This window comes from Streptomyces virginiae (assembly GCF_000720455.1).
GTDB lineage: Bacteria > Actinomycetota > Actinomycetes > Streptomycetales > Streptomycetaceae > Streptomyces > Streptomyces virginiae.
On the sequence record NZ_JOAK01000072.1, the window covers coordinates 1 to 4,821 of the forward strand.

The 4,821-nt window shown below is 73.7% G+C and carries 4 protein-coding genes and 3 pseudogenes; 4 read left to right on the plus strand and 3 right to left on the minus strand.

Annotated elements, in window-relative coordinates:
- The 3 genes and pseudogenes from IG86_RS44955 to IG86_RS0137880 form a co-directional block, all read left to right on the plus strand.
- A pseudogene (locus IG86_RS44955) lies at nt 1-99 on the plus strand (ABC transporter ATP-binding protein); the annotation flags it as partial.
- Nucleotides 86-573: pseudogene (locus tag IG86_RS42025) on the plus strand (hypothetical protein); the annotation flags it as partial. The pseudogenes IG86_RS44955 and IG86_RS42025, both read left to right, overlap by 14 nt.
- A gap of 37 nt (nt 574-610) precedes the next feature.
- Nucleotides 611-1,375, plus strand: a complete 765-nt coding sequence (locus IG86_RS0137880; RefSeq protein ID WP_037848537.1) for a sirohydrochlorin chelatase — start codon at nt 611-613, stop codon at nt 1,373-1,375.
- A gap of 6 nt (nt 1,376-1,381) precedes the next feature.
- On the opposite strand, the gene IG86_RS0137885 is transcribed toward IG86_RS0137880, so the two are convergent.
- Entirely contained in the window at nt 1,382-2,389 is a 1,008-nt protein-coding gene (locus IG86_RS0137885) for a ketopantoate reductase family protein (RefSeq protein WP_030824495.1), read from the minus strand.
- 85 nt (nt 2,390-2,474) lie between these two features.
- Here IG86_RS0137885 and IG86_RS0137890 point away from each other — a divergent pair, with 85 nt between their 5' ends.
- The gene (locus IG86_RS0137890; RefSeq protein WP_030824493.1) at nt 2,475-2,849 is read left to right on the plus strand and encodes a nuclear transport factor 2 family protein; all 375 of its coding nucleotides are present in this window, start codon (nt 2,475-2,477) and stop codon (nt 2,847-2,849) included.
- An 8-nt stretch (nt 2,850-2,857) separates the two neighbouring features.
- On the opposite strand, the gene IG86_RS0137895 is transcribed toward IG86_RS0137890, so the two are convergent.
- Together IG86_RS0137895 and mgt are read right to left on the minus strand one after the other, a co-directional pair.
- On the minus strand, nt 2,858-3,406 hold the full coding sequence (locus tag IG86_RS0137895; protein ID WP_030824489.1) for a DUF1697 domain-containing protein: 549 nt from the start codon (nt 3,404-3,406) through the stop codon (nt 2,858-2,860).
- Nucleotides 3,407-3,426: 20 nt separating this feature from the next.
- Nucleotides 3,427-4,676 (minus strand): annotated as a pseudogene (gene mgt, locus IG86_RS0137900) (macrolide-inactivating glycosyltransferase).
- Between the last annotated feature and the right edge of the window lie 145 nt (nt 4,677-4,821).

Here is a 4,821-nt window from a genome sequence, read left to right on the forward strand (position 1 = left end):
GCCCAGCCGCGCCGCATCGAGGACGCGGACGTCGCCGAGCTGTCCCTCGAGATCACTGAACACCTGCGTGGGGAGATCCGCCGCCATGGCCAACACTGATACGAAGGCGAAGACGGACGACCTGGCGGGTCTGGAGGCCGGTCTCGACGCCCTGGACGCGGTGCAGACGCACCGCACGCCGGTCCGCGAGGTCCTCGTCAAGAAGGTCCTGCCGCCGTTCCTGGCGGTCGGGCTGGTCCTGGTGGTGTGGCAGGTCCTCGTCTCCCTGAAGGTCACCGACGAGACCAAGCTCCCCGCCCTTTCCGCGGTGTGGGACAGCCTGTCCGACATGTGGCTGAAGGGGACGCTGCTGGAGGTCATCTGGACCTCCGTCTCCCGCGGCCTGCTCGGCTTCCTGCTCGCCCTGGCCATCGGCACCCCGCTCGGCCTGCTGGTCCCTGGCACGTGGTCATGCCGGCCGCGCTGCCCGGTTACGTCGCCGGTCTCAAGCAGGGCTGGGCCTTCTCCTGGCGCTCCCTCATGGCCGCCGAGATCATCGCCTCCTCCCCCGACCTCGGCCTGGGCCTCGGCCAACGTACGTGCTGCGCAGCCGCGGCCTGCTGGTGAAGAGCTGAGCGGCGTGTCGCCCGTACTGCTGGTCATCGCCCACGGCAGCCGCGATCCGCGGCACGCCGCGACCGTGCACGCCCTCACCCGGCGGGCGCGGGCGCTGCGGCCCGGACTGCGGGTGGAGACGGCCTTCCTGGACTTCAACGCCCCGCGGGTCGAGCAGGTGCTGTCGGCCCTGCACGCCGACGGCGTCCGCGACGTGGTGGCGCTGCCGCTGCTGCTGACGCGGGCCTTCCACGCGAAGGCCGACATCCCTGCGACGCTGTCGGAGGCGCTGACCCGTCTGCCGGGCCTCTCGGTCTCGGTGGCGGACGTCCTCGGCCCGTCGCCGCTGCTCGTCGACGCGCTCGAACGCCGGCTGGCCGAAGCCGGCCTCACCCCGGCGGACCGCGCCACCACCGCGGTGGTGCTCGCGTCCGCCGGCTCCACGGACCCGGAGGCGATCGCAGTGATCGCTGAAATCGCGCGGGAGTGGCGGCACACCGGCTGGTGCGCCGTGCGGCCTGCGTTCGCCTCCGCTGCTCTGCCCCGTACGGAGGACGCCGTACGGGCCCTGCGGGCCGAGGGCTTCGCCCGGGTGGCGGTGGCCCCCTACGTCATCGCCCCCGGCCGGCTCCCGGACCGCATCGCGGCCGGCGCCGAGGCCGCGGGCGCCGACGTGGTGGCCGACGTCCTGGGCGCCGCCCCGGAACTGGCCCTCCTGCTGCTGCGCCGTTACGACGCGGCCGCCGCGGCGCCCGCCCGCCTCCCGGCCCTGACGGCCTGACGGCCGCTAAGCGCCGGCGCGGGCCGCGGCCTCGTCGGCGAGGGCCGTCAGGTCCGCGACGGACATCGCACCGGGCGGCAGGCCCTCCCGCGCGAAGATGTTCGCCGCGTGCCGCAGGACGTCGTTGACCGGGGTGGGCACCCCGTGCAGACGGCCCAGCAGCGAGATCTCCCCGTTGAGGTAGTCGGCCTCCACCGAGCCCGTGCCGCGCGCCAGGCTCTGCCAGGAGGAGCCGCCCCGTACGCCCGGCGGCTGCTCGACCTTCCCGTCGCGGGCCTGTGCCTGCTCGGCGTCCGAGGCGTAGGCGATGCCGGCCGCCCCGAAGGCGGCCTTCGCCTCGCGGGCGGCCCGTGCCAGCAGCGCAGCCTTCGCCGGGTCGGGCTCCGGGCCGGTCGTCGCCTGGATCGCGTTGCCGAGGTTGCCCAGCAGCTTCGCGTACTTCCAGCGCATGACGTCCTCGACCACCGGGGCCTCGAAGCCGGCCTTGGCGAGGTCCGCCGATACGGCCCGGACGAGCGCGTCCGTTCCGCCCGCGGCGCGGCCCAGGTGCAGGATGCCGGTCAGCGGGGCGCACAGCGCGGAGACGACGCCCGGCTCCAGGAAGGTGGCGGGCAGCCAGACGCACACGCCGTACACGCGCGCGAACCGTCGTAGCGCCAGACGCTCGCTCTCCACGCCGTTCTGCGCGCAGAGCACCGGGAGCCGCTGCGCGGCCGTGCCGCCGCCCGCGACCTCCGCGTCGCCCCAGGCGTCGAGCGCCGCGATGGCGTCCTGGGTCTTCACCGTCAGCAAGAGCACGTCGTCCGGGCGCAGTTCGCCCATCTCGTCCGGACCGGTGACCACGTCGAGCCGGTGTACGCGGCGTCCGTCCGCCGTCGTGAGCCGCAGCCCGTCGGCCCGCAGGGCCTCCGCGTGCGCGCCGCGCGCGACGAGGACGACCTCGCCGCCCGCCTCCGCGAGCCGTCCGCCGATGGTGGCGCCCACGGCGCCCGCGCCGATGATGATGTACCGCATGCCGATGAGCCTGGCACACCTCGCCGGCCCGGTCGCCCCCGGGGCCGGTTGCCCGTGCCCCGCTCCCCCGGGTCAGGATGGTCACATGGGTGTGGACGGAGAGGGCGTGGCCGAGGCGGTCGCGCGCGAGATGCGGTTGATGAGCCCGGGCGTGCGGACGTCGAGGGCCTTGACGGACGGGCTCCTCGATCCGGAGTTCGTCGAGGTGGGCGCTTCGGGCCGCAGGTGGGACCGGTCGGCGATGCTCGCGGCGCTGCCGGAGCTGGAGGGCGGCGCCGAGGACGGTCCGCGGTACGAGCCCGCCGGCATGTCCGGGGTCGAACTGGCCCCGGGGGTCGTGCACCTCACGTACGAGACCACGATCGACGGGCGGCGGGCGCGCCGGAGTTCGATCTGGCGGAAGGCGGACGACGGGTCCGGCTGGCGGATGTACTACCACCAGGCCACCCCGGTGCCCTAGGCACGGGGTCAGGGGCCGGTCAGCTCCACGAGCTTGGTGACGGTGTTCCAGTTGCGGGTGGTGGCGTCGATGCCCTTGACGACGGCGGGTCTGGCGAGGGCCTCGGCCAGTTTGGAGCGGCCCAGGCCCTCGGGGACGTAGAGGTAGAGGACGCGGTCGCCGAGCCGGTACTCCTCGGGGAGGAACGCGGCGCCGTCGAGCGCGGCGAAGCGCTCCGCGCCGGGCTGCTCGGAGAAGAAGGTGGCGTGGAGCTGCTTGCCCTCCAGCTCCGCGGCCGGGAAGGGGCACGCCTCCGCGACGGCGCGCAGGTACGCACCGTCCACGACCAGGCATGCGACCCGGAAGCCGAAGTGGGCTTCGATGGCCGCCTCCAGCTCCCGGGCGAGCGCCACCGGGTCGGTCTTCGCGCTGCTGAAGACGGCGTTGCCGCTCTGCAGGTACGTCTGTACGTCGCCGTGCCCGAGGCCTTGGAGCAGGGAGCGGAGCTCCGCCATCGGGACCTTCTTGCTGCCGCCGACATTGATCCCGCGCAGCAGCGCCGCGTACTTCTTCGTCATGGGGGCACCTTAGGCCGCGGCTATGACAGTTCGGCCTCGATGAGGTCTGCCGCCCGGCGGGTGCCGCCCTCGGTGGCCATCCGGGCGCGGATCTCCTCGGCCCGGGCGGCGACGGCGGGGTCGGCGGTGAGGGAGAGGACCGCCTCGCGCAGGGTGGCCGCGTCGGCGTCGGTCATCGGGACGTGCCGGGCCACGCCGAGGGAGGCGAGCACGTCGGCGTTGCCGAACTGGTCGACGGCCTGGGGGACGGCGACCATCGGGGTGGCGGTGGCGAGCCCTTCCTGGCTGCCCCCGGCGCCGGCGTGGGTGATGAAGGCGTCGGCCTGGCGCAGGATGTCCAGCTGGGGCACCCAGCGGTGGACCTCGACGTTGGCGGGGACCTCACCGAGGTCCGCCTCGTCGGTGAACCTGCCGATCTGCAGGACGACGTACCAGTCGGGCAGGTCGGCGAAGGCGTCGATGCAGGCGCGGTAGAAGGCGGGCTGCTTGGTGAAGGCCGAGCCGAGCGAGACGAGCACGACCTTCCTGCCGTCGGCGGCCGGGGGCCGGTTCCAGGTGCCCTGGGTGGCGCTGCGGTCTCCCTGGCAGGCGCCGACGAAGGTGTACACGCTCTCGTCGACGCGGTCGGCGTGGGGCTGGAGGGCCCTGGGGATCAGGACGAGGCTGCGGCGCGGGCGGCCCTGGAAGCGGTCGACCTGGTCGCCGAGACCGTTCTCGGTGAGCCACGCGGCGAACTTCGCGTAGTACGCCTGCCCGCGCTCGGAGGCCTTCAGCTCGGCGAACATCGGCTCGGCCACCTCCTGTTCGTACCCCTCCCAGGCGACGAGGTTCGGGGAGAGGGAGACGGCGGGGACGCCCCAGCGGTGGGCGAGGACGGGTGCCGGGTAGGAGGTGATGTCGTGGATGACGAGGTCCGGTTCGTCGCCGTCGAAGGCGGCGGCGAGCTGCGGGAGGACCTGGACGGCGTCGTTCAGGAAGGGCTCCAGGTGGTCGATGAGCTCGGTGCCCCAGGCCTCCGGCTCGTCGTCGGTGGGGAGGGTGGAGGTGTAGACGACGGGGGTGGCGCCGGTCTCCGCGACCTTCTCGGCGAAGGCGGCGGGGATGGCGTAGCTGACGCGGTGGCCGCGGGCCACGAGCTCGCGGATCACCTCGATGCTCGGGTTCACGTGGCCGTGGGCGGCGATGGAGAACATGGCGATGTGGGCGGGCTTGGCTGAGGTCATGATCCGACTCTAACGAGACGAGACGTCTCGTGCAATCCGAGGGACACGACCTGGGGAGTGTCCGCGAAGAAGCGCCGGCCGCCCGGAGGGCGGGCCGGACCCCGCCGCGCAGGCGGGACTTTGCGGACACGACCTAAAGGGTGTTGCAGAAGGTCCGTCTCGGGCAGGGCTGAGTGGGCCGTTGACCTGCTG

What these genes read in the sequence shown, in the direction of transcription:
- IG86_RS0137885 (WP_030824495.1), bottom strand. Translation starts at nt 2,389, where the DNA reads ATGCGGTACATCATCATCGGCGCGGGCGCCGTGGGCGCCACCATCGGC.
- IG86_RS0137890 (WP_030824493.1), top strand. Translation starts at nt 2,475, where the DNA reads ATGGGTGTGGACGGAGAGGGCGTGGCCGAGGCGGTCGCGCGCGAGATG.
- IG86_RS0137895 (WP_030824489.1), bottom strand. Translation starts at nt 3,406, where the DNA reads ATGACGAAGAAGTACGCGGCGCTGCTGCGCGGGATCAATGTCGGCGGC.